This is a genomic window from Pseudoalteromonas sp. BMB (assembly GCF_001709235.1).
Classification (GTDB): domain Bacteria; phylum Pseudomonadota; class Gammaproteobacteria; order Enterobacterales; family Alteromonadaceae; genus Pseudoalteromonas; species Pseudoalteromonas maricaloris.
This window is the reverse complement of record NZ_MBQA01000013.1, coordinates 110071-134545: the sequence shown is the minus strand read 5'-3', so window position 1 is coordinate 134545 and position 24475 is coordinate 110071. Positions and strand designations below refer to the sequence as shown.

Here is a 24475-nt window from a genome sequence, read left to right as displayed (position 1 = left end):
AATATGCGTTCCAATTAATAGCTTATTTTTATGAGAGCAATTTTAATGCTTCAAATCGTCTGGAATTGGTAAATCTCGAGTAAGTGCAACGGGTCTTTTCCCTTTGCCCTTTTGAAAACGATTCAGCTGAAATACATAAGCAAGTACCTGTGCAACCGCAGTAAACAATTGTTCAGGGATTTGATCACCTACTTCTGTGGTGTGATAAAGTGAACGAGTCAATACGGGTGACTCCACAATCGGCACTTCATTTCCTTTGGCTATTTTCCTAATTTGCATCGCAAGTTCATCAACCCCTTTTGCAATAACTATAGGCGCTCCCGCTCGTTCAGTGTCGTATTTAAGCGCAACCGAATAGTGAGTAGGGTTGGTCACAACAACATCGGCGTCTGGTACATCTTGCATCATACGTCGTTGCGACATTTCTCTTTGTGTTCGACGGATCCGCGCTTTTATCTGAGGGTCACCTTCTGAGTTTTTGTATTCATCCTTGACTTCTTGCAACGTCATTTTTAGCTGCTTATGGTGATTATAACTTTGATAAGGGGCATCAATCGCTGAAATAATGATCATAGTGCAACTAAGTGCTAAGAACATCCACGCAATGATTTCTAACGCATGCTCTATACTCGATGGGATTTGCTCAATACTCAAGTGTAATATTTCGTTAAAATACATATTGATAAGCAAGATTGCAAAGCCAGCTACTAATACAAACTTAAGAACGGACTTCAATAACTCTATGGCCGCTTGCGGGCCTAACATTCGCTTCAATCCCTTCATTGGAGACATTTTGCTTGCTTTTGGAGCGGCTGCCTGCCAAGAAAAGTTAAAGCCCCCGAGTAACGTATTCCCCACTATTCCTGCAATTGCGATGATAAAAACAAACATGGCCATTGGAAATAGCAGTTCAGCAGCAATATCTCCCCACACAGCAAACATTTTGGTTGTATCGTAGGTTTCATTGCGATTGAGCGACAACATTCGCCCCATAACATTGTAGAGCGCCTTCCCAATTCCAGGCCCATACAAAAGTAGAGCTATTGCAGAAAACAATAACACAAACGTCGTGCCGAGTTCTTTTGAACGGGCTATTTGGCCCTTCTTCCTAGCATCGTCTATTTTCTTGGAGGTGGGTTCTTCGGTGCGTTCTTGACCGGAATCTTCTGCCATTTCAGACTCCTATACCGTGCAACCAATTAGATCGCACATCAGCTCTGTCATTTTGAGCCATTGAAATTCAAATTGTGCTAAAAAATTACCCAATGTCGCCCAAATAATGGTAAGCCCTGCAACTAAGGTAAAAGCAAACCCCACAGAGAAAATGTTCATTTGAGGCGCGGCTCGAGTCATAATCCCAAATGAGATATTGATAATCAACATTGCAGTTAACGGAGCTAATGCAAGTGCAAGAGCCGTAGAGAACATCCATCCCCCCCAATTAACTATTCGCCAAAAATTGTCTACCGCCCACCAGTTCCCTGCAATGGGAAAGCTTTCAAAACTATACACAACCATTTGGATCATCATCAGATGGCCGTTATAAACAAAAAACAGTAATGTCGCTAATATTAAATAGAACTGACCGACAGCAGGTACACTCAACCCATTGGCCGGATCTACTACAGATGCGAAACCAAGACCGGTTTGCATAGCAAGGATTTGACCCGCAATGATAAAAGTATTCAGAAGTAGCAATGAACCAAACCCAATAGCTACCCCAGTGACCATTTCTTGAATAACAACTAAAATCATCGAAAAGGAGAACAAATCGGTAAATTCTGATTTGGGCAAAACGGGGACCAAGGCAAAAGTAACGACCACGGCGAGTGCAAACTTAATTCGGGCAGGTACACTCTGTGCCCCAAGCCCCGCCATTACCATCATCATTGAGCTTATCCGCACCAGTGGAAGTAAAAAATCACTTAGCCACTGCATGATTACCGCAAAGGTGAACTCCATGATTAGCCTGCAATTTCAGGGATGCGCATCACCAAAGAGGTAAAATAGTCCATTAGTTCTTGAGTGAGCCAATGGCCGCCAATGATCAGCGCAAGGATAGTAATAATGAGACGAGGTAAAAAGCTTAATGTTTGTTCATTAATCGATGTTGCTGCTTGAAACACAGCAACAACTAAACCAACTAGAAGCCCAGGTACTACAATCGCCGCCACCAGCTTGATGACTAAAAACAATGCATCACTTAAGATATCAACAAAGACTTCTGGTTCCACATTACACCCCCAATCCGAAGCTTCTGGCCAGTGTACCCATGACCAAACTCCAACCATCGACGAGCACAAAAAGCATAATCTTAAACGGCAAGGAAACTATCATTGGAGATAACATCATCATACCCATGGCCATCAAGACACTGGCTACGACTAAGTCGACTATCAAAAATGGAATAAAGAACATAAAGCCGATAATAAAAGCCGTTTGCAGCTCGGATGTAACGAAAGCCGGAATAATGACGATAAACGGCGTGTCTTCAGGGCTATCAAGCTTGTCATAACCCGCTATCTTGGCAAAGGTTTCAAGGTCTTTAATTCGAGTTTGTGACAGCATAAAGGCTTTCATCGGTTCTTTAGCACGTTCAAGTGCTTGGATTGACGTGATTTCTTCCTTTATGTACGGCTGCACCGCCTCATCATTTATCTGCGAAAATATGGGTGCCATTATAAACAACGTCAAAAACAACGATAAACCGAGTAAAATTTGATTCGATGGCGACTGCTGCAGACCAATCGCCTGTCTCAAAATCGCAAGCACAACAATTATTCGAGTAAACGAAGTCATCATGATAACAGCTGCTGGAATAAAACTCAGCGCTGTCATAATGGCGAGTACTTGAAGTGTCACTGAGTACTCTTGAGAGCCATCAGGATTTGTTGTAACGTTTATTGCTTCTATCCCTTCTGCAGAAGCTACCCCAGAAAACAGTAATAAACAGAGTATCAGCAATCTAATCATGACTTTTCTTATTATGGTTATTGGCTACTTGCCCTTTGCCCGCTAAAAACTTTTGTAACTCATTTGCAAATGGCGTTCGGCTAACATCATCTAACGGTGTTTCCAACTGGTATAAGTAGTTGATATTATTTGGTGTTACTCCAAGCAAGTGCTGCTTTTCATCCAATTCGATAACCAGCAAACGTTCTTTCGTACCGAGCGATATACTGCGGATCACCTTAAAGTCTTTCTGGTTTACAATATTGGGATTTAAACGTTTTAAAACGAACGCTAAGCCTAAAATAAGTAGGATCACCAACATCAGAGACAATCCCATGGAAAGTAGCTCTGAGCTTAACCCCGCGGTACCTGCCCCTACAGAAGATTTAGGTACTGTCTCTGAGGTTGTTGCAGTGACAGCCCGTGTATAAAAAGCGATGCCAAACACTGCTAAAGACCAACCCCAGCGCATTAACGTAGCTTTTTAATACGCTCAACCTGACTAATGACGTCCGTTAAGCGAATACCAAACTTGTCGTTTACTACAACCACTTCACCGTGCGCTATCAATGTGCCATTAACAAGCACATCTAACGGTTCACCGGCCACGCGATCAAGCTCAACAACAGAACCCTGATTTAGCTGGAGTAAATTACGAATATTAATTTTAGAACGGCCAACTTCCATAGAAATGGTGACTGGAATGTCTAAAATAGTATCTAGTTTACGTTTTTCATCTGACGATAATGCAGGCGCTGAATCTTTGAGTTCATCTAACTCTGCAACTTCTGGCTCACTGCCACTTTCGGCACCTTCGGCTTCAGCTAGTGCTGCTGCCCATTCGTCCATAGTATCTTGATCATCGCTCATTGGATTACTACCTGATTAAGTTAATTTGTTGTCCATAATTAGCCTCACGAAATTGCGTATGCAAATCCGCGACTACCAATCTAAATCTACACCTTCGGAAAGATGCAGATCTTCTTCTAATTCTGCCAGTTCAGCGTCTGAATCGAGCTTTTTACCACCTTTGGTAAATACATGAAGCTCAGACTTAACTGATTCTGGACGTTTGATTTTTTCACTGATCTGTAATGCGACATTGTCACGAGAACGACCCATTTTCGCTCTAAAAGTTGGTAATTCCTCAACAAAAACAGTGACATGCTCTGGCATTTCCACTGGAATAACATCACCAGCTTGAAGCTTCATTATTTGCTCAAGTGATAAGTCAACTTCTAGTAACTGGGAAGAGATCTCGACTTCGACATCCATAATTTCATCACGAAGCGCCTTACTCCAACGCAGATCGGTATCTTCAGTATCTGATTGAACACCAGCATCAAGTAACTCTCGAATAGGTTCCAACATAGAATAAGGCAATGAAATATGGAAATCGCCCCCTCCACCATCTAATTCAATGTGAAAAGAACTAATGACCACCACTTCTGTAGGTGACACAATATTCGCCATCGCAGGGTTAACCTCTGAGTCGAGGTATTCAAACGACACATCCATCACCGGCGCCCAGGCTTCTTTGTAATCTTCAAAGATGATCTTAAGTAGCATCTGCACGATACGACGTTCTGTTGGTGTAAACTCACGCCCCTCGATCTTGGCATGATAACGACCATCCCCACCAAAAAAGTTGTCCACAAGAATAAAGACTAACCGAGCTTCCATGGTTATCAGGCCAGTACCTTTTAGCGGTCTAAAGCGCACCATATTTAAGCTAGTCGGAACGAATAGAGTATGGATATATTCGCCAAATTTCAGCATTTGTACGCCATTAATAGACACTTCAGCGGTACGGCGCATCATGTTGAAAAGGCTTATCCGCATATGGCGGGCAAATCGTTCATTAACGATTTCAAGCGTCGGCATCCGCCCACGCACAATTCTATCTTGAGACGAAAAATCGTACTGTAAGGCACCAGCACCTTCGCCGTCATCACCATCGCCGATTTCGTCTTCTTCGACTTCATCTACACCATGGAGTAGCGCATCAATTTCGTCTTGGGATAATAAATCGCTCACAAATACTACCTTATTGCATTACAAAGCCAGTAAACAACACACGCTCGATTACTTTGCTACCTTCAACCCCTTCCATCGCAGCCTGGACTTTATCTAGCGCCGTTAAGCGCAACGTCTCTTTACCTGCACTTGTGCTTAGCTCATCAGCAGTAGTCGTTGAAAACACGCTAAGTAAAGTCCCTTCAATCAAGGGAATATGCTTCTTTGCTACTTCTTCATTAACATCACCGCGAACCAACAGCTGAACTTTAATTTGCACAATTCTATCGCGACTTGCACCAGGTACATTAAAAACAAAAGGGCGAGGCATAGCAACGTACAGTGCACTGCCCATTTGCGCAGCGCTACCTTGCTCCGCTTTAACTTCGCTCGCTGTCGTCTCTTCTGCTAAGGATTCTTCTGGTGCACCAGAGCCTGAAAATAAGAAAAACCCTGCGACACCGCCGAGTACCAATACCGCCGCGGCAATAATGATAATCAGCTTTTTCTTAGAACCACCCGTTTCTTCTATTTCTAAGTCGGTTTCTTCAGCCATAGCAAGCCCTTATGATCTTTATTAATTACAATAATAGCAGGTGTTAGGCATAGTAATCTATTGCAGAATCAGTATTTCTCTTTTGCGGCGATTGTGAATTATCAGAACCCCCCGATTCATCACCTAAAGTTTGCTGTCCACTCGTATTGCCACCAGCAGTTTGCGACTCTGATTCAGTATTTCCACCTTGCTGATGTGATATTTGGCTGTCACCCAGCTCAATACCCTGCTCAGCTAACATTTCTCTTAGTCTTGGAAGTGATTGCTCTAACAACTCTTTAGCTTGCTGATTTTGCACCACAATATTCACTTGAGCCTGCTCTGCATCGCTTTTTATCCGAATTTGCATCGCCCCAAGCTCTGGCGGGTCTAAGCGAATTTCAGCTTCTTTATTGTTAAGATTAAGCATCAGCCCTACCCGTTGATGAAGCTCTTTAGCGGCATCTTGACGCGCTATGTTAATCGCCTGTTGAAGATTAGCATCTGTTGCTTGTTTTGTCTGTGTTGTACTTTGGTTTGTTGGCTGAGACTGTTGAATTTGCTGAACTTCTTTCAATGTTTGGTTTAGTGAGCTTGTGTCTTGCGATGCACTTACAGGGCTTGCTTCAGGCTTGGCAGGAGTTGGTATCGCTGTTGCGGTATTGGCCGATTGACGCTCATTTTTGACAGCCTCTTTCGCGATGCTTGCTTCCGCTTGCATCAGCTTACTATTTTCTTTATCAACTACCTTTTCACTTATTTGTTTTTCTAAGTTCTGTTTTTCTGAACTCTGCTTCTCTGCAGCCAACTTTTCATCGCTAGTCAATTTATTTACAGCTATATTTTTTTCAGCACGTTCACCCTCTTTAACTACCACAGCCTGCTGCTCACTATTGTTAGACTTTTCTTGTGTGCTATTTACATTAAAAGACGCTTGAGTAGTATTTTTAACATCTGTAGCAGCTTCTTGCGGCGTGTTTGTTGAAGTTTGTGTTACGACGGAGGATGGCACAAATGCTTTAAACGGCTGTACATTTGCGATATCAACACCTTTACCAATTAACTGAGCTACGGCTTTTTGTACAGCCGGTGACGCATCGTAAATATCCAGCTTACCAGCCATCACGGCTTTTAATTCTTGTTGTTGCTGTACGGTCAACTTTTCTACCATGGTTTGCACATCTGTAGTGCTTTTTGTACTTACTGCGTTTTTGTCTTTCGCAGTTTGTTTACTAGCCTCAGAGACGATTTGCTTTGTCTCTGATTGCTTAGCTTCAGATGAGGAAACCGATTGAGCAAGCTCTGATTTCTTAGCAGCTAAGAGTTCTTTCAGTTGCGCGGTTTCAGACTCATCTTCAACTTGAGTCCCAACTGACTTATCAGCACCTAGCTCCCGCTTTTCTACGTTTGTATTGGTAACCAAGGCTTGAGTGCCAGTATCCTTTTGCAACTTAGGCTGTAATATTTGCTCTTCAGTCTCTGCGCTGTCGTTTCTTAACGAAGGTTTAGCAACCTCACCGTCTGCGTCTTGACTATCCAAAGAAACGGTTGGTTGTAGCAAAGTATTTGTTTTAGTGCCGGCGTTTTCAGTTTGGCCTTTCCCCCCTCGAATGAGTGGACTGGCTTCGTCTTGTAGCGGCTCCTGAGATGGCGCACTATCGCTAGCTACAACCTCTTCATCAGTCAAAGAAGCATTGCCCAATGCTTCTTTGACTGATTGCGCAATTGCTGTTGGGGATTGGCTCAATGAAGTGCTCTGCTGTTTTGCAGCGTTGATCTGAGCATACAAGTCATTATCCGGGAGATCAGGAAGCGGTTTGTCCACAACTACCTGACCTTTGTCAGTGTAGCTAACAGTAGAAGTTGGTACTTCCCCTTGCTGCTTAGAAGAAGAGGCTTGTGCTTTACTATCTGCCTGCGGAGCATCATCTGATGCGACTTCGCTATCTATTGGCGCATCCAGATCTAAGGTTACAGGATCTGCAGATTCTTTTACCTGCTTACTTGCACTCTCTTGTTCCGCTAGCTCAGCCATTAAAGCACTAAACCCAGAGCCGCCCTCAGAACCCTCAGCATCCATATCTTGGGATTTTTCTTTAATATCAACCTCGTTACTGCCTCGTTGCAGCATGGATGCAAGCATTAGATTCATCTTAAAGCTACCTCATAAAGTGGCAATGTCCTGCCGTTGTAATACACCATTAAAAACCAACACTATGAATATTAGTGACTTTTACGAGTGAACTACCTAAATAATAAAACGCTAATTATTACGAAGCATATTTCGAGCCAACTTACCAAGCACGCTCTCTTCGTACAAACTGATTCGTTGCAAACTCATCAAGCATCTTTTGCTCTGCTTTGGCTAGACGAGTTTGCTTCGCGAGAGCTTGCTTCTCGATAAGCTTTTCAATTGCCTTCGTTTTAGCCTGTTGCGCTAGCCATAGCTTGCGGCGTTGTTCAACCACCTGCTTGGCTGTGTTGACCGTTTTTGCTTGCTGATCAATAGCCTGCTCAATCTTATTAATAAAGTTATGGTATTGATTGAAACCGCCACTAGACAGACCAACTTGTGCTTTACTATGAAGCTGCATGCTGTATTCCAGACGGAAATCGTTTAGTCCCGATAACCGTTGTTGGTTTGTTGCTAAGTGCTGCTGCGCTTGAACAAAATTCGCTCGAAGGTTATCTTCTTTGTCTTTTTCTAGCTTAAGCAATAAAGTCAGTTTGTTATTTGCCATTATGCTTGTCCTAGTAGCTTAGCGAGGCCTTGTAAACACTCGTCATAATTGATCACGTCTTTCATGCCTTGCTGAAGGAAGTTATTCACCGCAGGCATCATATTTATCGCCTGATCTAACATCTGATCACTGCCACGTTGATAAGCACCTAAGGTGATCATGTCTTTATTTTGCTGGTACATTGAATAGACTTGCTTGAGCACTCTGGCTTGCTGCATGTGTGCCTCTGACACCACTTGCGGCATGACTCGACTAATGGACTTTTCAATATCTATCGCTGGATAATGACCACTATCGGCAAGCTCTCGTGATAACACAATATGACCATCCAAAATAGCTCGCGCGGCATCGGCAATAGGGTCTTGCATATCATCACCTTCACTCAATACCGTAAAGAATGCGGTAATTGAGCCTTGTCCTTCACCACCATTACCTGCGCGCTCAACCAATGCTGGGAGCTTTGCAAACACGGAAGGCGGATATCCTTTTGTGGCTGGCGGCTCACCAACCGCAAGCGCTATCTCACGCTGTGCCATGGCATAACGCGTCACCGAATCCAGTAATAACAGTACGTTTAATCCTTGATCGCGGAAATACTCCGCAATAGTCACTGCACTCTCACAGCCTTTTAAGCGCATCAGCGGTGAGGCATCGGCGGGAGCGGCAACCACGACGGAGCGGCGTCTACCCTCAACGCCCAAAATCTCATCAATAAATTCTTTCACCTCACGACCGCGTTCACCGACCAAGCCAACGACGATAACATCCGCCTCACTGCCTCGTGTCATCATGCCAAGCAGTACCGATTTACCCACACCACTCCCTGCAAACAGACCCATACGTTGGCCTTGACCCACTGTCACGATCGAATTTATCGCGCGTACACCTACATCCATTGGTGAGTCGATTGGACGCCTTGCTAGTGGGTTAATGGGCGCTGCGGCAAATTTCAGATGTTTCTCAGCGTCAATGGCACCAAGGCCATCTAGTGGCCTACCAAGTCCGTCAACCACGCGGCCAAGTAGACCCATTCCGACAGGTAATCCAGCATCCTTAACTTTTGGGATCACTCGCGCTCCAGGAAGGACGCCTGTAATATGATCGTTTGGCATAAGGTAAAGCGTTTCTTGATTGAAACCGATGACTTCTGCATCAATAAAACCGCCCAGTGTCTCGATTTTACATTGGCTGCCGACGGGAGCACTTAGCCCCCTAGCTTCAAGGGTGAGGCCAACCACACGGGTGAGGCTGCCTGCAACCGCAACCCCATATGGTTTAATAAATTTCTGATACTTACTGATGCGCTCGCTCATAGCAGCAGATGTCGACATGTTCGCAATTACCTTAGGAAGGCATCGTTATCCTGATTTGATTGCTTCGCTTATCTAGATAACAGTGCAGTATTATTGGTTTATACCGCTATCTTGCAAAAATGATTCCAACACTTCGCTAATACGGTTCTTAAGCGTCATATCAATGGATGACTGTGGCGTTTTCACCTCGCAGCCACCTCTGTCCAACGTCGGCTCTGGAAGTAACTGCCAATGCTGTGATTGTATATGTTCTTCGCCGTACATGGCTTGCACTAAGGCCAAATCTTCTGGATGCAGATGGATGCGTACTGTTTGATCTTTGACAGGCAACGCGTCCATTGCTTTTTTCAACGCGTTTAAAATGAGGTCAGGCGTGGTCTTAAGCTCTTTAAAAATAACCTGCTCCGCCAATAAATTGACAAGTACAACCAGCTGCTTTTCACACTCATCATCAACCTTTTTCAGTGGCGTTTGCATGCCATCTAGAATAGTGGATAGCGCCTTCATCCTCTCTTCAATAAGCGGTTGTGATTCCTCAAGCCCCTTTTCTTTACCTATTTCTACGCCTTCTTTATAACCGGCTTCTTTACCTTCAGAAACCCCTTTGTCAAAGCCTTCAATATAGCCTTGTTCGTGGCCTTGCTTTATTCCTTCGTCGTAGGCGTCCTGGCGGATCTGCTCTAACTCTTCAATGGTCAAAGTAGGAAATTCAGGCTCTTGTGGCTCAGGTTCGGGGTGTGCCTGCTTTTTCGTATACAACTCTTCAAGCGGTGTACCGAATGCGGTCGAGCGACCGCGGAATTTTTCGGGCTTATCCGTAACATCTGGAATAGGCCAGTTTTCTAATAACTCATCCAGCGCTTCGGTGCTGACTGGGCGGCCTTTATACAACTTTTTATCGACCATGGTTTATAGGAACTCCTCACCACCACCGCCACCAAGCATAATTTCGCCTGAGTCAGCCAAACGTCTAGCCGTTGCCAAAATTTCTTTTTGTGCAGCTTCCACTTCACTGATCCGCACTGGAGGCATAGCCTCAAGGTCATCTTGCATCATCTCAGCAGCACGCTTAGACATATTCTTCATAATCTTTTCTTTTAAAGATTCGTCCGCGCCTTTAATTGCTTTCATCAGTACGTCTTGCTGTACTTCACGCAGAATAGCCTGGATACCTCTGTCTTCGACATCCATCAAGTTTTCAAACACAAACATGAGGTCTTGAATTTGTTGCGACATTTCTTCGTCATGTTCTCGGATTGAATCCATCAACTGACCTTCAATATTGGTATCCAAGTAGTTCATGATATCTGCAGCGGCTTTTAAGCCACCCATTTTCGCTGCTTGTGCACCAGCTTGACCAGCGAACTGCTTCTCCATGATCTCGTTGAGTTCTTGCAGTGCCGCAGGTTGTACTTCTTCTAAGTTTGCAATACGCATTGTTAAATCTAAGCGTACTTTCTCAGGAAACTGAGACAAGATTTCGGCGGATTGCTCAGGCTCGAGATAAGACAATACAATCGTTTGGATCTGCGGGTGTTCGTTGCGGATAATATTGGCAACTTGCTTCGAGTCCATCCACTTCAACGAATCCAACCCTTTTGCACCGGAGCCCATAACGATTTGGTCAATAAGACTTGCCGCTTTATCTTCACCAAGTGCTGCGGTTAGCGCCTTCTTAATGAAATCTTCCGATTGGAAACCAATTGTACTAAAACTTTGAATTTGTTCGATAAACAAATTGTGCACAGCTGCTATTTTAGCCTGAGATAGGTCATCCATGGAGGCCATTGCCATACCGACCTTTTGCACTTGTTTTGGCTCTAAGTGTTTCAAAATCTGAGCCGCATCTTCTTCAGTCAAACTAAGCAGTAAGATGGCAGCCTTGTCGACGCCATCTAGCTTGTCAACGTCAAAGGCTGCGGGCAATTGTTTTTGTTCTTGATCAGTCATCTTCTGTCAACCACGCTTTCACAACTTGTGATGAGAGTTCTGGTTCGTTAGCAACTAGGGCACGTACTGCTTTGAGTAAGTCCTCGTCGCCATGTAAGTCTGGCAATTGTAATCTACCGTCAGAAGAGAAGCCAACCGCAGACTCATCGAATTCGTTATTTAGCATATCGAGTGTACTGTCACCTAAATCTACACCACTGGTCAACGCATCTTCATCAAAATCTTCAAGCGTATCATCTGGGTAAATTAGACGCTTAAGCATAGGTCGTACTACCGCTAAGATTAGCACAATGATCACTAAGGTACCTGCTGCAAGACGGATTGTCTTTTGGAACCAATCTTGCTCCCAAAGTGGTATCTCTTGCATTTCAGTGAGGTCTTCACGTACGAATGGCACAGTCACTACCTCTAACGCATCACCTCGCTGCATATCAAAGCCCACACCACCTTGTAGCAAACGACGGATATTATTTAACTCTTCTTGCGTACGCGGCGCCATTGCCATGTTACCTTCAGCATCAGGTTTTGCGAGGTAGTCAACGGCCACACTTACACTGATCCGGCGAATAACCCCAGTTTGCTGACGTTTATGGCTAATAGTGGTATCTAACTCATAGTTACGGGTTGCTTCTTTTTGATTACTGCTTGGTGTTGCACTTTGACCATTGCCGCCTTGACCCGCAATCTCTGGGATATTTGAGTTTATAGGAGGTTGATTAGTCAGCGCCCCCGGAATACCCACAGCTAAACCACCAATATTATTTTCTTCATACGTCGTTTCGCTACGAACCGCAGGTAAATCAGGGTTATAACGTTTTTGCGTTTCTTCAACTGCGCTGAAGTCCATCGTTAAGTCAACCTGCGCAGTAAAGTTACCAAGACCTACAGTTGGGATCAGGATGCTATCAATTTTTTCTAGATATTCTTGTTCACGCTTACGCTCAATTTCATACTCTTTTCTCGAGCGTGCAGCTAAAGAGTCTTGAGAACCAGAGTTGAGTAGACGACCGTTTTGATCGGTGACGGTCACGCGTGAAGGTTCTAGGCCTTGTACCGCTGATGCCACGATGTCTACGATTGAATCAACTTCTTCGCCGCCAAGCGTTTTGCCACGTTTAAGGGTAATAACTACGGTTGCTGAGGGCTTTTTCTCGCGACGCGCAAAGACGTTTTCTTTTGGTATTGCAAGCAACACTTTTGCACGATTTACGTCTTGTAACTCTTCAATTGTTCTTGCAAGTTGTTGCTCACGGCTATGCTTTAAGCGCTCTCTTTCAAGACGTTGGCTAACACCAAAACCCATATCTTGCATCAGAATATCAGTGCCAGAACTCGGAGACTGGGTAAAACCGTCACGCGCCATGCGTAGTTTTATGTCTTGATAGTCCGACTCAGCGACTAAAATGGTATTACCATCTAATTGGTATTCAATTTTTTGTTGGTCTAAAAAGTCTAACGTTTCAACGAGTTCTTCTGTTGGATATTTACCAAGTGGGCGCATATCTGGTTGGCGCGCCCAAATGATAATAAAGATTGCGATTGCTAAACAAATAGCAAGGGCAATAACCAGAGTAACCTGGCGCAACATATCAACACCGCTTAGCGCACTGAAGTAGCCTGATTTTTGCTCTTGTTGCTCATCCGAACCGCTGTCATTATTCAGCGCTGCATCGGAAAGCGTAAGATCTGTTGATTGATTAGTAGCCACGATTACTCTCCACAGTCACTCAATTAAACTGGCATGCTCATGATTTCTTTATAGGCCTCAACAAGTTTATTACGAACTTGCACTGTTGCCTCAAAAGCGACCGACGATTTTTGTTTCGCTATCATGGCTTCTGCAAGAGAAACGCTTCTGTCACCCATTTCAACAGCGGTGACTTTTTGTTTCGCTTCTTGTTGTAAGCCATGAACCGTATTAAGTGCGTCTGAGAGTAAATCGCCAAACTGAGCCGACGAAGATGCCGCAGTCTTAACCGGCTGCACTGATGGCTGTGTGTTTCTCGTCGCTTCTGCAGCCATTGCCTGCATTTCTTGAAATAGCGCTGATGATTGTACTTTCATGATGCTTTACTCAAAATAACTCTTAGTTACCTGCAATAAAGCAGAAAACGTGCCAACTTAAAACCCTTTATTTTCAACACCTTATAACATTTTAATCATGTCGAAAAATTGGCAGTGCATAGAAGTGAAAACTAGGCGCCTAAAATCTGCTGATCTTTATAGGCGCCTGAGTAAATTTGAATTAACAGATAAAGCTTAACCTGAGGTTTGGAAAAGAAATAAGCTAACTCATTGTTTTTAAGCTCAGGTAACTTAGGTTAAGCAGGTAGCGCAATCCCTAAGTCTCGCATTTTTGCCAGCTTATAGCGAAGCGTGCGAGGACTCATACCTAATACCTCCGCCACCTCTTTGCGTTTACCATTAAACTTTGCCAGCGTATCTAAAATAATTTGGTGTTCTTTATCCTGTAGCTCATCTTTATAGCTAATGATCTCATCCTCACCTTGAGAGCGCTCCATTAAAGCTGATGCTTCATGATTTACAAGTGGTGCAGACTCAATCAAAGCCATCGGTGAGAAATTTTCGATAAAAATATCATCTTCTTGAATTTCATTATCTTGGAACAAAATCAGGGCACGTTGAATAACGTTATCTAGCTCTCTTACGTTTCCAGGCCAACTGTGCGAACTGAGCTTGTGCTTTGCACCGCTGCTTAATATAGGTGTTGGCTTGCCTGCTTTTTGCGTATGTCTTACCAACAAATGCTCGGCTAACACCGCGATATCACCCGCTCTATCCTTCAGTGGCAACCACTCTAGCGGGAAAACATTGAGGCGATAATATAAATCTTCTCTAAATACCCCATCCTCCACCGCTTCTTTTAAATCGCGGTTACTGGTTGCCAACACTCTGACGTCCAGTGAAATGGTTTTTCTACTGCCTAAACGCTCTACTTCCCGCTCTTGTAACACGCGAAGTAATTTTGCTTGTAATCCCAAATCCATCTCTGTGATCTCATCAAGCAAAATCGTTCCCTTTTGTGCTTGTTCAAACTTACCTGGACACGCCTGAATGGCACCTGTAAATGCCCCCTTTTCGTAACCAAACAGGGTCGCTTCGAGCATATTTTCTGGGATTGCAGCGCAGTTAATTGCGATAAAAGGCTCGTCTGCTCTGTCGGATTTATCGTGAATATAGCGAGCCAACACTTCTTTACCTGAACCGCTCGGTCCAAGTACCATAACGCTGGCATCCGACTTAGCTACTTTTGCGGCCAGTTCAAGTAGTTTAATACTCTTTGGATCGGCAACAATGGGGCCGTCTGTCTCTTTTTCCTTCTCAGGTAGATAACGTCCAACCATATTGAGCAATACTTCAGGCGCAAATGGCTTAGCCATATAGTCGATGGCACCCAATCTCATCGCTTCGACCGCATCATCAATGGTCGCGTATGCTGTCATCATCAATACCGGTAATTCGGGATAGTTGAGTTTAATGGTCTTTAACAAGTCAAGCCCACTCATGGCACCCATTTGCACATCACTCACCACCAAAGAAAAGGTTTCCTGCTTTAGCAATAAAACGGCTTGTTCCGCACAACTTGCTTCTACGCACTCGATATTTGAAAGCTGCAATGTATCGATGAGTGCTTCTCTTAAACCAGCATCATCTTCAACAACTAAAACTCTGTTACTCATAGTTCCTCCGCCTCAATTAGTGGTAGTACCAAGCTAAAACGCGCACCCTTACCTTCAACATTGTCTGCCTGCGCAAACCCTTTGTGCGCGATAGCGACCGAATTAACCACCGCAAGTCCTAGCCCAGTCCCCTGCGACTTAGTTGTAAAAAATGGTTCAAACAACTTGTCTACTAAGGTTTCATCAATGCCAGGTCCATTATCAACAACTGAGATACGTACATACTCGCCACACGGCTCGCGCTCTGCATTAAGTTCAATGTGTGCCGCACTGCCAATTATTTGAATACTGTTGTGGATCAGGTTTTGGATCGCACTTGCAAGCGCAGTACGATTACCTAATATTTCGATATCTGGCTCGGGTAAAAATGCTTCCAATGTTGCTTGGTTAAGCTCAACCATAGCGTCAGCACCCGCTTTGACTTCACTCAATAACTGTTGCATTGACACTCGCTCAACCACTTGTTGCTCACCGCTTTTAGCAAACAACAGCATGTCATTAACTTGGCTTTCTAAGTCTTTTAACCGGGACATCAACTTATCGTGAAACTTTTCTCGAGAAGCCGAAGGAAGATTAGCTGCACCTAGGTTTGCACCATATAACATCGCAGCCGATAACGGCGTACGCACTTGATGCGCCAATGAAGCAACCATTTTTCCTAACGCACTTAACCTTTGCATATGCGCAACACGGCTTTGAAGCCGGCGCGTCTCGGTGAGATCTGTCATCAAAATGAGTTGCCCAGGTTCTGGTGTTAGCGCGGTAATATCTAACTTAATTCTTCTGCCATCTTTAAGAGAGACTTCATGACCATCGTCCTGCTGTGGTCGAAATGAACGCTGAATAACGCTAAACCACTTTTCACCTTCGAGTGGTTCACCCAACATATCCATCGCAATTTGATTCGCCTTGGCAATCATACCTTGACCATCAAGTACCACGACACCCGCAGGCATAGTATCAACAAGATGGCTTAACCAACTCGCCTGCTGCCTAAGGTCGCTTAGCTCACCGACGTAGGCTTCTTGCAGCAAACAGGGATTGTAGCGATTCGTCGTTGGTACAAATTGTGGATTAATAACATGTGCTAATGCCATTTTTCCGCTCTCTTAAAAATAAACTCAATGGATAAAAGCAAAAAACGATCCAACTTTATATTTCATTTAAAACATAGAGTTATATAACACTTAACAATATCAATTTATTGACACTGTTTTTATATACAGCATTATGCTAGAGTTTTTGAAAGCCAAATGTGATGCCGCAATGAGTAGTTGGCGTAGTAAATCATTTAGCTTATTCATATTCACAATTAGATAGAAGAGAGCCAACAATGACAATACGATGCCACTGGGTAGACGAGAGCAAACCCGATTATGTTGAATACCATGATAAGGAATGGGGAAGACCTGTACTAGATGACCAGAGCTTGTTTGAGTTTATCACATTGGAATCTGCACAAGCTGGCTTAAGCTGGTATACCATTTTGAAAAAACGTGAAGGCTATAGAAAAGCATTCCACGATTTTGATGTACACAAAGTGAGCCAGATGACAGAGCAAGATGTCGAGCGGCTATTAGCATTTGACGGAATTATCAGAAACCGTGCAAAAATCGCAGCCACGATAAACAACGCTAAGCGATTTATTGAAATTCAGCAAGAGTTTGGCAGCTTTGCAAAATACCAGTGGCAATTTGTTAATTACAAGCCTGTTATCAACCCCATGCGTGACAAACACGATGCCGTTGCCACCAGTGAACTCAGTGACAAATTTGCCAAGGACTTAAAAAAACGTGGGTTTAAGTTTTTAGGCTCAACCACCGTGTATGCGCATATGCAAGCTTGCGGCATGGTTAACGACCATGCCGATAACTGTTTTTGCAAACAAACCATTATTGCCGGTTATCAAGACTTGGATTTTACTCGACTTTAAACAATAAAACACAAGGCCGCGTATTAAGCGGCCTTGCTGAGTTGATTAGGTAACCTGAACTTGGAATAACAACTTGTTCTCTAGCAGCTGTTATCCCTTACTACTGTGTTAAATTTGCTTGCAATAGGCCAGCTATTGACGCACAAATTTGCCTTGTATTAAGAAATAACTTCTGGCTAGAGTGATACTTCGCTTTTGAATTTAGTGATTTTAGTGGATTAACTTACTTCTTATCCCGAGTTCAGGTTAGGTAGTAATTGATGAACTATTAATCACGATTGAGATTATACTTTTTCATCTTCTCAACTAATGTTGTACGGCGAACGCCCAAGATTTCAGCCGCGCGAGCAACCACATAATCGTAGCGCTCTAAAGCTTGAGTGATCAAATCAATTTCAAGCTCTGCTAAATATTCTTTTAACTCTATCCCCTCGTCCGGCAGTAAGCCAACATTCGGTGCTTGTGGCGCAAAATCTTCCGCGACCATGTCCTCTTCATCGTCACTAAAACCATCGCTAAATAGTTCGTTGAACGCATCTTTTTCTAATAGTTCTTCTGGATATTCAGGCTCAAACGCTTCAACTTCTATATAGCGGTATTTTTGTGGTAAATCCGTCACATCGACAACCTTGTCCGGGAACATAATCACCATTCGTTCCACAAGGTTCGCAAGCTCTCGAATATTCCCAGGCCAAGCGTGTGACTTTAAGCTGTCTACGGCTCTATCCGTAAACTTAACCGAATTGCCCGTTTGCTCATTTACTCTACGCGTTAGTTCTTTTAGCAGTAGCGCAATATCTTCCGCACGCTCGTTTAAAGAGGGGTTTTCAATGGGGAATACATTGAGTCTATAAAATAAGTCTTCGCGAAACTTGCCATCTTCAATCATGGTTTCAAGATTCCGGTGCGTCGCGGCAATCACACGAACATCCGCCTGAATAGGCTTTGTGCCCCCGACTCGTTCATAGGTGCGTTCTTGCAAAACTCGTAATAATTTCACCTGCATTTGCAGTGGCATATCACCGATTTCATCGAGAAAAAGCGTACCTCCTTGCGCAAGTTCAAAACGCCCTTTTCTGGCTGAAATCGCGCCAGTAAACGCACCTTTTTCATGACCAAAAAGCTCGCTTTCTAACAGCTCTCCAGGGATAGCACCACAGTTAACTGGCACAAATGGTCCCTGCGCACGTTTAGACAATAAGTGTACGTTACGTGCAACCACTTCCTTACCGGTTCCCGATTCACCCAAAATAAGGACATTGGCGTCGGTTTTAGCCACTTGAGAAATCAAGAAACGAACGTTTTTAACCGCTTCGGTTTCCCCAACTAAACCATCAAAGCTCTTATTTAGTAGCTTGTTCTCTTTATTTGGAAGCATACGTAAATATTGCTGACAGTCATGTAGCAATTGCATCGTGACTTCTTGCCCAAAGGGTTCGGTGATAAGCCCTATTACATTCGGTAATGCAAGTAGCGGCCTGAGCGTTTCACCTATTAATAAGAACGGGACGGCGGGATGAGATTTTATCAACGCTTCGTGTGTTAAGCTTTGCAAAGCGCCTAGCACAAAAATTGGTTCTTGGTTGTTATCAAGGATCTTGGGCTCATAACGCTCTTCGGCCAGCACTTCATTTGCTTGACCGACAAAACTAAGTGCCGCACCTAATCCGATCGCTCTTTTGTTGTTGTTATCTAAGATCAAGACCATTGCTTGAGAACCAATCTACTTAAAACTTTTTCAATAGTTAGATTGTAAGAGAGATTAAGGGGGATGCAATACCTAAGTGGCAACTTTTTGACATTAACGCCAAAAAATCGCCACTAGAGCTGTTCTATATCAATACTTTGGTATTAATTTATAATAAACCTAGTACCGATGATGCAGACTGATTAGCTTGACCACGCAAAGCAATAGAAGCTTGCGATAAAATATCGTTGGCAACTTGATCGCTCACCGCTTGCGCGTAATCGGTGTCTTGAATTCGACTTTGGCTCGCCGCAATGTTCTCACGTTGGTTACTTGCCGAGCGAATTGTACTAGATACCGCATTTTCAAATGCGCCAAGCTCCGCGCGTTGGCTGTTTAAATCCTCAGAGACTGTATCTGCCGCATCAATGGCAGCTTGTGCGCCCGCCTGCGTCGAAATGTCCACACTCAATATTGCACTGGCAAAACCACCATCAGTCTGCTGTAGCGACTGAGTGGTATTAGCGTCGGGACCTACCTGAAAACTACGAGACTCACCGTCAAAAATTTGTGCTCCACCAAATGTAGTGTTTTCAAACGTTTCGCTGATTTGCGTTTGCAACTGCGATACTTCCTCTTGCAATGCTTGACGGTCACTATCTGTCAGCGCCCCATTACCAGCTTGAATCGATAATTCTCTAATTCGGGAAACCGCATCATTCACACCAGATAATGCCGAGTCAGCAGTTTGCGAATACGAGATACCATCATATGCGTTACGAATAGATTGACTGTAGCCGTCCTGTTGAGACGTCAAACGATTAATGATCTGCAAAGCCGCAGCGTCGTCTGCAGCAGAATTAACCTTCTTACCAGAAGCCAGCTGTTGATTGAGTTTATTAGCAGTCTGCTCCGTACGATTAAAAAAAGCAGTACTTTGTGATTGGATTTTCATATATACCCCCATTCACTATCATTAGGTTAAATCTACGCTATTGTGAGCAAAAAGTCACCATAGCCGTTAAATTTCCTGCAATGACTGGCATAAATACTGCAAAACACATAGAAGTGATATAAAGTATTGAGTAGTAGCTAATTTATTGTATCGGTGAGATATCTAGAGCAGTTTCGATACTCGATACTGTAAAGTTTTGATTGCACCTGTAGGTGGACACCCTATGTTTGATAATAAAACCATTTTAATAACCGGCGGCACAGGCTCTTTTGGCAAAAAATATGTAAAAACTTTGCTCGAGAGATACAAGCCTAAAAAAATCATTATCTTTTCTCGAGATGAGTTAAAACAGTTTGAGATGCAACAAGAGTTTAATCAACGCTGCATGCGATACTTTATCGGAGATGTACGAGATAAAGATAGGTTACGAAGAGCAATGCAAGGCGTCAACTACGTCATTCATGCCGCTGCATTGAAACAAGTTCCTGCTGCTGAATATAATCCTATGGAGTGTATTAAAACCAATATTAATGGGGCTGAAAATGTGATTGAAGCCGCTTTAGATAATGATGTAGAAAAGGTTATCGCACTTTCTACAGATAAAGCAGCAAATCCAATTAATTTATACGGTGCTACGAAGCTCGCATCAGATAAACTTTTCGTCGCTGCGAACAATATTGCAGGTGGACATAAAACTCTTTTTTCCGTTGTCCGTTATGGCAATGTTGTCTGCTCCAGAGGCTCTGTAGTTCCTGTCTTTCAAAAGTTCATTGATGAAGGTAAAGATCACATTCCTATCACACACCCTGAAATGACCCGTTTTTGGATAAGCCTGCAGCAAGGGGTTGACTTTGTACTGAAGAATTTTGAGCGGATGCTAGGTGGTGAAATCTTCGTTCCAAAGATACCTTCCATAAAGATTACGGATTTGGCGACCGCGATGGCCCCCAACTTACCGCAGAAAATTATTGGTATACGTCCAGGCGAAAAACTTCACGAAGTAATGTGTCCTGCAGACTTATGCTTTGATACTTTTGAATATGACGATCATTTCGTTATCGCTCCGGGTATAAAGTTCAGTAGTCGAAGTAACGACTTTACGATCAACGCAATTGGCGAAAAAGGCCACCCTGTTAGTACTAACTTCGAATTTAACTCTCTCGATAACCCTGATTATATGTCTGTTGAAGAAATATTGGCATTTAACATTGAGGCAATTAAATGATCCCATATGGCAGACAAGATATTAATCAAGATGATATAAATGCTGTCATTGAAGTTCTAAGGTCAGACTGGCTAACCCAAGGCCCTAAAGTTCAAGATTTTGAGTTAAAAGTTGCGCAACACTGCAATGTTGAACATGCTATCGCATGTAATAGTGCTACTTCAGCTTTGCACATAGCGTGCTTAGCAATAGAAATCGGTCCAGATGATATCGTTTGGACATCACCAGTCTCATTCGTAGCAAGTAGTAACTGTGCCCTATATTGCGGTGCAAGCATCGACTTTGTTGATATAGACACCCAAACGGGTAATATGTCGATTCAAGCTTTGACAAAAAAACTTGAGCAATCAAAATCTGAAAATAAATTACCCAAAGCTATCATTCCAGTGCACCTTGCAGGTCAGCCTTGCGATATGTATGAAATTGCTGAACTGTCGAAAAAATATGGATTTAAAGTAATAGAGGATGCCTCCCACGCTATCGGTGCGAATTACAAAGGGGAACCTGTAGGAAACTGTAAATACAGTGATATCTGCGTATTTAGCTTTCATCCAGTAAAGATTGTCACAAGTGCTGAAGGAGGCATGCTTACAACTAAGCATGGACAATTAGCACACAGAGCCAAGTCATTTAGAAGCCACGGTATTACCTCTGATCCAAAAGAATTACTCCAGCAAAGTCACGGTCCTTGGTATTATGAACAGCAATCTTTAGGCTTTAATTATCGACTGACAGATATACAAGCAGCTCTCGGTCTAAGTCAAATGTCGCGCCTAGAAGATTTTGTTACTCGGCGAAACCAGTTGGCTGAGATTTACAGTGATAATTTGCCTAAGCAGTTTTGCCATTTAACTCGGCTATCTAATCGTCGCTCCTCCTATCACCTTTATATCGTGCTGCTACCTGAAGGCTTGGACCAAAAATACGTGGTCACACATTTACGCGATAAGGGAGTGTTTGCACACGTCCATTATATCCCGATTCATTTACAGCCGTTTTACCAGTCTCTCGGATTTAAAAAAGGTGATTTTCCCAATGCGGAAGCGTACTATAAACGTGCCATTACTTTGCCTCTACACCCTAATTTGACAACACAAGATATTGCTTACATCTCGTCCATATTGTCGGAGCTATTATGAAGTTAGCACTAGGTACCGTTCAATTTGGTTTAGATTATGGAGTGAGTAATTTTGATGGCAGACCGGGCACAGCAGAAGTGGCTCAAATTCTAGAGATTGCTGAAAAAAATAATATCAACTTGATTGATACTGCTATCGGTTACGGCAATAGTCACAACGTCCTAAACGATCATCATGTAGCCAAACGTGATTTCAATCTGATCACGAAACTTCCTCCGCTCAACAAAGCTTACTTCGAAAAGTCGGATGTAGACCATTACCTGCAATATATTGAAAGTGCTTTTGAGGAACTCGGCGCCGACTCTTTATACGGCGTGTTATTTCACCAAAGTGCAGATCTCCTAAAGCCCGGAGTAGAAGCAATCTGGCAAAGACTAACAGCCCTTCAAAGTGAAAAAAAAATTTCAAAGCTAGGTGTATCGATGTATGCCAATGCTGACTGTAAACAGCTCTTATCACTTTATCAGCTTGATCTAGTTCAACTACCATACAATGTATTGGACAGATACTTTGAACAGACAGGATGGTTAGCTCAATTCCGACAACGAGGAATTGAAGTTCATGCTCGAAGTATATTTCTACAGGGGTTGCTTTTGATGGAATCTGACAAAGTACCGCCTTACTTCAAGCCTTGGATAAGCAACCTTGAACAGATTTCAAAACTCGCAGAGACCTTCAATACCTCCAAGTTAGTTATTAGCCTCGCTTATGTATTACAGCAAAAAGCGATAGATCACTGTGTTGTTGGAGTAAATAAGGCTCGAGAGCTTACTGACATACTATCAGCTTTTGAGAATGCGATTCACATAGCTTCAAGTGACTTGCCAGATTTGAGTGTGGATGATTTAGCGTTAACCAACCCCGCACTGTGGCCATAACGAATAGGAATTAAAATGCAAATGAAGACAAACCAGTCCCCACTAAAGCTTGCGTTCATTGGTGGTGGCAATAATTCAGCTGTCGGTTATGTACACTTTGCAGCCACTCAACTCGACAACAAATTCACCGTTGTTGCTGGTGCTTTTTCACGAGATACGGAACAAAACATTGCAACCTCAAATCGCTGGGGTATATCAGAGCAACGCACTTATCGTTGCTGGAAAGAGCTTATAAAAAAAGAGAAAAGTAACGTAGATGCCTTTGTTGTACTGACACCTACACCCCACCATATCGAAGTTCTCACAACTTTGTTGGAGCAAGATATACCCGTAATTTGCGAAAAATCATTAGTTTGCGGCCCACTTGAAATAGCAACTCTCGAGAAGACTTATAACGCCAGTAAGCACTTCTTAGCAGTTACCTATAACTATTCAGGTTATGCCATGATCAGAGAGCTAAAGCATCTGATTAAGCACGATAAGCTGGGAACCATACAGAAAGTTCATTTAGAGATGCCTCAAGAGGGTTTTCGTAGACCTCCAGATATTGCGGGGAAAGCTTCTAGCCCTCAGGCTTGGCGCTTACACGACAGCGAAGTTCCAACAATTTGTTTGGATTTAGGCGTTCATTTACATCACTTGTCCACTTACTTGCTCGACATTGAACCGAACGAAACCATAGCAGAATTTGCGAATCACTCGCAGTACCCAAATTTAGTAGATGATGTACATATGCTATTAAAATATCCATGTAATATTAAAGGTAGTATGTGGATGTCTAAGACAGCAATAGGACATAGGAATGGCTTAAAAGTGCGCATTTATGGTGAAAAAGGGAGTGCGTTTTGGTATCAACTCAACCCAGATGAACTTGAACTCAACTATAATGATGGCCGCAGAGAAATTTTGGACCGCGCTGGGCAATGTGAGTACGCAGGTCAATTTCGGTATAACCGTATGAAGCCAGGCCACCCTACCGGGTTTGTCGAAGCATTCGCTAACCTATACGCAGATATACACCACGAGCTATGCTTATATCTGGAAGGTGAAAAGAAAAGCAATGACTACGTATTTGGCCTAGAGCAAGCTAAAGCAGGTCTGTGCCTATTTAAAGCCGCCAAAGAATCTGTACACTCTGGTACATGGGAAAAAATAGCGAATTAACATCGTTTCAATAGACCTTATTTATTCCCTAATCAATTTTAGGGAATAAATTTTCAGCCAATTGCATCAAACACTTCGCTCTCGAGTTCTGAATGAGCCAAGCTTTGCTAACGACTTTTACCTTCGGTTTAGCTCTTCATACCACTAAAATAAAAATCACTTTCGGGATATCTCCCCCTTGCATAAGGTGTTGTTCAACCTATCTTTTGTAGCTCACCTTGTGCTGAACATAATAGTGCTTTTACATCGTGTAGCCTCAAAGCCAGCCGTAAACGTGCAATCGGCC

Annotated in this window: 24 protein-coding genes; 5 read left to right on the top strand and 19 right to left on the bottom strand. The window is 43.3% G+C overall.

The genetic code is table 11. The features are described from left to right. Window positions 1-42: 42 nt before the first annotated feature. The 17 genes from flhB to BB427_RS01785 form a co-directional block, all read right to left on the bottom strand. A complete protein-coding gene (flhB, locus tag BB427_RS01865) occupies window positions 43-1173 on the bottom strand; it encodes a flagellar biosynthesis protein FlhB (protein WP_069018764.1) in 1131 nt (376 codons plus the stop codon). Window positions 1174-1182: 9 nt separating this feature from the next. Next, window positions 1183-1962, bottom strand: a complete 780-nt coding sequence (gene fliR, locus BB427_RS01860; protein ID WP_069018763.1) for a flagellar biosynthetic protein FliR — start codon at window positions 1960-1962, stop codon at window positions 1183-1185. Window positions 1963-1964: 2 nt separating this feature from the next. Then, complete coding sequence (gene fliQ, locus BB427_RS01855; protein WP_039492511.1) at window positions 1965-2234, bottom strand: flagellar biosynthesis protein FliQ; 270 nt, start codon at window positions 2232-2234, stop codon at window positions 1965-1967. 1 nt (window position 2235) lies between these two features. After that, complete coding sequence (gene fliP, locus BB427_RS01850; RefSeq protein ID WP_010369122.1) at window positions 2236-2973, bottom strand: flagellar type III secretion system pore protein FliP; 738 nt, start codon at window positions 2971-2973, stop codon at window positions 2236-2238. Further along, window positions 2966-3424 carry a flagellar biosynthetic protein FliO gene (gene fliO, locus BB427_RS01845; protein ID WP_069018762.1) on the bottom strand — a complete coding sequence of 153 codons (459 nt, stop codon included), beginning with the start codon at window positions 3422-3424 and terminating at the stop codon, window positions 2966-2968. Before fliO ends, fliP begins: the two co-directional genes overlap by 8 nt. Further along, window positions 3424-3822: a flagellar motor switch protein FliN gene (gene fliN / locus BB427_RS01840; protein WP_069018761.1), complete on the bottom strand. Its 399-nt coding sequence runs from the start codon at window positions 3820-3822 to the stop codon at window positions 3424-3426. The genes fliO and fliN overlap by 1 nt, the downstream gene beginning before the upstream one ends. A 72-nt stretch (window positions 3823-3894) precedes the next feature. Further along, window positions 3895-4989, bottom strand: a complete 1095-nt coding sequence (gene fliM / locus BB427_RS01835; protein WP_069018760.1) for a flagellar motor switch protein FliM — start codon at window positions 4987-4989, stop codon at window positions 3895-3897. 10 nt (window positions 4990-4999) lie between these two features. After that, window positions 5000-5524, bottom strand: coding sequence for a flagellar basal body-associated protein FliL (fliL, locus tag BB427_RS01830; RefSeq protein ID WP_069018759.1), 525 nt, complete (start codon window positions 5522-5524; stop codon window positions 5000-5002). A 43-nt stretch (window positions 5525-5567) separates the two neighbouring features. Continuing rightward, window positions 5568-7655, bottom strand: coding sequence for a flagellar hook-length control protein FliK (locus BB427_RS01825; RefSeq protein ID WP_069018758.1), 2088 nt, complete (start codon window positions 7653-7655; stop codon window positions 5568-5570). A gap of 142 nt (window positions 7656-7797) precedes the next feature. Further along, window positions 7798-8244, bottom strand: a complete 447-nt coding sequence (gene fliJ / locus BB427_RS01820; protein ID WP_010369144.1) for a flagellar export protein FliJ — start codon at window positions 8242-8244, stop codon at window positions 7798-7800. Continuing rightward, entirely contained in the window at window positions 8244-9575 is a 1332-nt protein-coding gene (gene fliI / locus BB427_RS01815) for a flagellar protein export ATPase FliI (RefSeq protein ID WP_017218040.1), read from the bottom strand. The genes fliJ and fliI overlap by 1 nt, the downstream gene beginning before the upstream one ends. Before the next feature lie 72 nt (window positions 9576-9647). Next, window positions 9648-10463 carry a flagellar assembly protein FliH gene (gene fliH, locus BB427_RS01810; protein ID WP_069018757.1) on the bottom strand — a complete coding sequence of 272 codons (816 nt, stop codon included), beginning with the start codon at window positions 10461-10463 and terminating at the stop codon, window positions 9648-9650. Between the two features lie 3 nt (window positions 10464-10466). Continuing rightward, window positions 10467-11507, bottom strand: coding sequence for a flagellar motor switch protein FliG (gene fliG / locus BB427_RS01805; protein ID WP_010369151.1), 1041 nt, complete (start codon window positions 11505-11507; stop codon window positions 10467-10469). Further along, the gene (fliF, locus tag BB427_RS01800) at window positions 11500-13218 is read right to left on the bottom strand and encodes a flagellar basal-body MS-ring/collar protein FliF (RefSeq protein WP_130126591.1); all 1719 of its coding nucleotides are present in this window, start codon (window positions 13216-13218) and stop codon (window positions 11500-11502) included. The genes fliG and fliF overlap by 8 nt, the downstream gene beginning before the upstream one ends. A 20-nt stretch (window positions 13219-13238) precedes the next feature. Further along, window positions 13239-13571 (bottom strand): flagellar hook-basal body complex protein FliE, encoded by a 333-nt coding sequence (fliE, locus tag BB427_RS01795; protein WP_010369155.1) that lies wholly within the window; start codon window positions 13569-13571, stop codon window positions 13239-13241. A 257-nt stretch (window positions 13572-13828) separates the two neighbouring features. Next, a complete protein-coding gene (locus tag BB427_RS01790; protein WP_069018756.1) occupies window positions 13829-15208 on the bottom strand; it encodes a sigma-54-dependent transcriptional regulator in 1380 nt (459 codons plus the stop codon). Beyond that, the gene (locus BB427_RS01785; RefSeq protein WP_069018755.1) at window positions 15205-16305 is read right to left on the bottom strand and encodes a sensor histidine kinase; all 1101 of its coding nucleotides are present in this window, start codon (window positions 16303-16305) and stop codon (window positions 15205-15207) included. Before BB427_RS01785 ends, BB427_RS01790 begins: the two co-directional genes overlap by 4 nt. Window positions 16306-16541: 236 nt before the next feature. On the opposite strand from BB427_RS01785, the gene BB427_RS01780 reads away from it, so the two are divergent. Beyond that, complete coding sequence (locus BB427_RS01780) at window positions 16542-17141, top strand: DNA-3-methyladenine glycosylase I (protein WP_069018754.1); 600 nt, start codon at window positions 16542-16544, stop codon at window positions 17139-17141. Between the two features lie 268 nt (window positions 17142-17409). On the opposite strand, the gene BB427_RS01775 is transcribed toward BB427_RS01780, so the two are convergent. Beyond that, window positions 17410-18849: a sigma-54 dependent transcriptional regulator gene (locus BB427_RS01775; protein ID WP_069018753.1), complete on the bottom strand. Its 1440-nt coding sequence runs from the start codon at window positions 18847-18849 to the stop codon at window positions 17410-17412. 148 nt (window positions 18850-18997) lie between these two features. Beyond that, window positions 18998-19783, bottom strand: a complete 786-nt coding sequence (locus BB427_RS01770; protein ID WP_039492535.1) for a flagellin N-terminal helical domain-containing protein — start codon at window positions 19781-19783, stop codon at window positions 18998-19000. Between the two features lie 223 nt (window positions 19784-20006). Here BB427_RS01770 and pseB point away from each other — a divergent pair, with 223 nt between their 5' ends. Genes pseB through BB427_RS01750 form a run of 4 tightly spaced genes read left to right on the top strand, consistent with a single transcriptional unit; the run spans window position 20007 to window position 24189 of the window. Further along, the gene (gene pseB / locus BB427_RS01765; protein WP_039492537.1) at window positions 20007-21008 is read left to right on the top strand and encodes a UDP-N-acetylglucosamine 4,6-dehydratase (inverting); all 1002 of its coding nucleotides are present in this window, start codon (window positions 20007-20009) and stop codon (window positions 21006-21008) included. Then, window positions 21005-22147: a UDP-4-amino-4,6-dideoxy-N-acetyl-beta-L-altrosamine transaminase gene (gene pseC, locus BB427_RS01760; RefSeq protein WP_069018752.1), complete on the top strand. Its 1143-nt coding sequence runs from the start codon at window positions 21005-21007 to the stop codon at window positions 22145-22147. Before pseB ends, pseC begins: the two co-directional genes overlap by 4 nt. Beyond that, window positions 22144-23025, top strand: a complete 882-nt coding sequence (locus tag BB427_RS01755) for an aldo/keto reductase (protein ID WP_069018751.1) — start codon at window positions 22144-22146, stop codon at window positions 23023-23025. Before pseC ends, BB427_RS01755 begins: the two co-directional genes overlap by 4 nt. 15 nt (window positions 23026-23040) lie before the next feature. Next, window positions 23041-24189, top strand: coding sequence for a Gfo/Idh/MocA family protein (locus BB427_RS01750; RefSeq protein ID WP_223193695.1), 1149 nt, complete (start codon window positions 23041-23043; stop codon window positions 24187-24189). The last annotated feature ends 286 nt before the right edge of the window (window positions 24190-24475 follow it).